General features: G+C 71.9%; 4 protein-coding genes and 1 pseudogene. 4 read left to right on the top strand and 1 reads right to left on the bottom strand.

Features of this window, described 5'->3' with window-relative positions; all coding sequences use genetic code 11:
- A pseudogene (locus IE312_RS42175) lies at positions 1-159 on the bottom strand (VOC family protein); the annotation flags it as partial.
- A 223-nt stretch (positions 160-382) separates the two neighbouring features.
- On the opposite strand from IE312_RS42175, the gene IE312_RS28340 reads away from it, so the two are divergent.
- From IE312_RS28340 to IE312_RS42170, 4 genes are all read left to right on the top strand, one after another.
- The gene (locus IE312_RS28340; protein WP_189985143.1) at positions 383-1,102 is read left to right on the top strand and encodes a PQQ-binding-like beta-propeller repeat protein; all 720 of its coding nucleotides are present in this window, start codon (positions 383-385) and stop codon (positions 1,100-1,102) included.
- A 93-nt stretch (positions 1,103-1,195) separates the two neighbouring features.
- Positions 1,196-2,794, top strand: a complete 1,599-nt coding sequence (locus IE312_RS28335) for an ABC-F family ATP-binding cassette domain-containing protein (RefSeq protein ID WP_189985142.1) — start codon at positions 1,196-1,198, stop codon at positions 2,792-2,794.
- 334 nt (positions 2,795-3,128) lie between these two features.
- Complete coding sequence (locus IE312_RS28330) at positions 3,129-3,350, top strand: helix-turn-helix domain-containing protein (protein WP_004002281.1); 222 nt, start codon at positions 3,129-3,131, stop codon at positions 3,348-3,350.
- A gap of 117 nt (positions 3,351-3,467) precedes the next feature.
- Positions 3,468-3,743 (top strand): enoyl-CoA hydratase/isomerase family protein (locus IE312_RS42170; RefSeq protein ID WP_229900529.1); only part of this gene is annotated, 276 nt, incomplete at its 3' end.

Here is a 3,743-nt window from a genome sequence, read left to right as displayed (position 1 = left end):
GACCAGCTCGGCGTGCAGCACCTCGCCGTCCTGCGTCTCGTACACCGACAGCTCGGTGAAGCCCAGGGCCTCCGTGAGCTGCCTGATCGCCGCCCTGGCGTCCGCGTACAACAGCGTGGGGCAGATGCTCGGCCGTGCGGTGCCACCCCTGCCTGCCATGCCGATCACTCCTTCGCGCCTCGGTTGCGCCGTCCTCCCCGAGTCTCCCAGGCACCACCGACGACGCCCCGGCCCGGCGGCCCGCACCACCCGCCGCCGAACGGGGGACCCGCGGCTCCGGCCCGCCCGGCCGCCCCGCCCGCCGCACCGCGGGCGACTACGCTCTGCGCCTGATCCGGCACGGCGGATTCCCGTCCGCACCAGGGGGCACGCAGGGGGCAAGGTGGCACTTCCACCACGGGCACGTCCACCGCACCGTCTCCTCGCCGCCCTCCTCGCGGCCGTCGTCGCCCTGGGCCTGCTCGGCCTGGCCCGCCACGTGCGGCCCGCCCCCTACGGCGACCGGCTCGTGCCCGGCCGGTCCGCCTGGCCGCACCGCGAGCCTGCGCCCTGGGCGGTACGGGCCCGCGACGGCGCTGTGGCCGGCTACGAGAGCGGTACCGGCGCGCTGCGGTGGCGCTACGCGCGCGCGGGGCACCGGCCCGTCTCCGTGCTCCCCGCGCGCGGGGAGGCGATCGCGCTCTGGGACGACGGGCTGCTCACCGACACCGACGGCCGCTCCGTGCGCTGGCACCGGGCGCTGCCGGACGCGGCCGAGTGGCTCCCGGCCCAGGGCGGAACCGGCGTCCTGCGCCCCCTCGGCCGCGGCGTCCTCGCCGTCGTCACCCCGCGCCGGGTCACCGCCTACCGCACCGCCGACGGCGACCTGCGCTGGGTGCTGCCCGCCCGGCCGGGCTGCGCCTTCCGCCCCGAGGGCGCCGTGCGGCGCGGTACGGCGCTGCTGCTCGCCCAGCCGTGCGCGGACGGCGCCTGGACGGCCCAGCTCGTGGCCCTGGACGAGCTGGGCCGGATCGTGCCCGGCCGCACCCCGCTGGGCAACGACCTCCCCGGCCCGCGCCCCGGGCGCCTGGACGCAGAAAAACCGCTTGCCCGCCCCCGTTAGACTGGTTCCCATGGCCATTCTCCTCGCGCATTAGACGGCGGGAACGTCCTCAGCCGCCCACCCGCCAATCCCTGTACGCCCTGGAGTCTGTCCTTGATCTCCGCCTCCGGTATCGAGTTGCGCGCCGGTGCGCGCGTCCTCATCGAGAACGCCAGCTTCCGTGTCGCCAAGGGCGACCGCATCGGCCTCGTCGGCCGCAACGGCGCGGGCAAGACCACGCTCACCAAGTGCCTGGCCGGCGAGGGCATCCCGGCCGCCGGCCAGATCACCCGCTCCGGCGAGGTCGGCTACCTCCCGCAGGACCCCCGCACCGGTGACCTGGACGTCCTCGCCCGCGACCGCATCCTCTCCGCGCGCGGCCTCGACGCACTGATCCGCAAGATGCGCGACAACGAGCAGCGCATCGCCAACGGCAAGGGCTCCACCCGCGAGAAGGCCCTGAAGCAGTACGAACGCCAGGAGACCGAGTTCCTCACCAAGGGCGGGTACGCCGCCGAGGCCGAGGCCGCCACCATCGCCGCCGCGCTGAACCTGCCCGACCGGGTGCTCGGCCAGCCGCTGCACACGCTCTCCGGCGGTCAGCGCCGCCGTATCGAACTGGCCCGGATCCTGTTCTCCGACGCCGACACGCTGCTGCTCGACGAGCCGACCAACCACCTCGACGCGGACTCGATCATCTGGCTGCGGGACTACCTGAAGACGTACCGCGGCGGCTTCATCGTGATCTCCCACGACGTCGACCTCGTGGAGACCGTCGTCAACAAGGTGTTCTACCTGGACGCGAACCGGTCCACGATCGACGTCTACAACATGGGCTGGAAGCTGTACCAGCAGCAGCGCGAGGCGGACGAGAAGCGCCGCAAGCGCGAGCGGGCCAACGCCGAGAAGAAGGCCGCCGCGCTGCACTCGCAGGCCGACAAGATGCGGGCCAAGGCGACCAAGACCGTCGCCGCGCAGAACATGGCGCGCCGCGCCGACAAGCTGCTCTCCGGGCTGGAGGCGGTCCGCCAGTCCGACAAGGTCGCCAAGCTGCGCTTCCCCGAGCCCGCGCCCTGCGGCCGGACCCCGCTGACGGCCGAGGGCCTGTCGAAGTCGTACGGCTCGCTGGAGATCTTCACCGACGTCGACCTCGCCATCGACAAGGGGTCCCGGGTGGTCATCCTGGGCCTGAACGGCGCCGGCAAGACCACCCTGCTGCGGCTGCTCGGCGGCGTGGAGCAGCCCGACACCGGCCAGGTCGTCCCCGGTCACGGGCTCAAGCTCGGCTACTACGCCCAGGAGCACGAGACCCTGGACCCGGACCGTACGGTCCTGGAGAACATGCGCTCGGCCGCCCCCGACATGGACCTGGTCGAGGTCCGCAAGGTGCTCGGCTCGTTCCTGTTCTCCGGTGACGACGTCGACAAGCCGGCCGGGGTGCTCTCGGGCGGCGAGAAGACGCGTCTCGCCCTCGCGACCCTGGTGGTCTCCTCGGCGAACGTGCTGCTGCTGGACGAGCCGACGAACAACCTGGACCCGGCGAGCCGCGAGGAGATCCTCGGCGCCCTGCGCACCTACAAGGGCGCCGTCGTCCTCGTCACCCACGACGAGGGAGCGGTCGAGGCGCTCCAGCCGGAGCGGATCATCCTGCTGCCGGACGGCGTCGAGGACCTGTGGGGTTCCGACTACGCGGATCTCGTCGCCCTGGCCTGACCGGCGCACTGATCCACTGCGTATGGATCATTCGGCCCATCGGTGATCCATCATCTGTGTGAGATCTCCTCGTATCGGGGTGTGTCGTACACGGATTTTCCGGCCGATCCCCCACCGTGGGGGGATTGGCCGCTCTGCCCTCCTGACCTGGTACTTCACGACCCCGCTCGCGCGGACCCGTGGACCGCACCCCTCGGAATCCACTGTTCCGCTTGTGGGTATCCGCTCCTGTCGTCACAACGATGTCCCACGGACCTTGCCGAATGGGTGGCCATCCCGCCCGGGAGGGGTGATCATGAGGAGACCAGAGCGCACTTCCCATGAGGAGGCACGGGTGGCCGAGACTCTGAAGAAGGGCAGCCGGGTGACCGGCGCCGCGCGCGACAAGCTCGCGGCAGACCTGAAGAAGAAGTACGACTCCGGTGCGAGCATCCGGGCGCTGGCCGAGGAGACCGGCCGCTCGTATGGCTTCGTGCACCGGATGCTGAGCGAGTCGGGCGTCACGCTGCGTGGGCGTGGCGGAGCGACCCGCGGTAAGAAGGCCGCTTCGTCCTGACTCCGGGCGGCCCATCGGCTTCGATGGTGGCCACCCGGTCGGAAGACCGACCGGCCGGGTGGTTACTGTGCAGTCACTTAGCTTCGCTCTGCTGACCGCACCCATCGGAGGCGCCCCATGGCTTCGCCCGAGCAGGACCTCGCTCCCGCACTCGACAAGGACGGCGTACGGCTCACCGTCGAGGACACCCTCGCCACGGTGACGCTGGCCAACCCGGCCAAGCTCAACGCGCAGAGCCCCGCCCTGTGGCGGGCGCTCGCCGAGGCCGGTCGGCTGCTGCCGGGCTCCGTTCGCGTCGTGGTGCTGCGGGGTGAGGGCAAGTCCTTCTCCGCCGGGCTGGACCGTCAGATGTTCACCCCGGAGGGAATCCCGGGCGAGCCGTCCTTCATCGAA

Origin of the sequence: Streptomyces capoamus (genome assembly GCF_014654935.1) — a bacterium.
Classification (GTDB): domain Bacteria; phylum Actinomycetota; class Actinomycetes; order Streptomycetales; family Streptomycetaceae; genus Streptomyces; species Streptomyces capoamus.
This window is presented reverse-complemented; position numbering and strand designations above follow the sequence as displayed.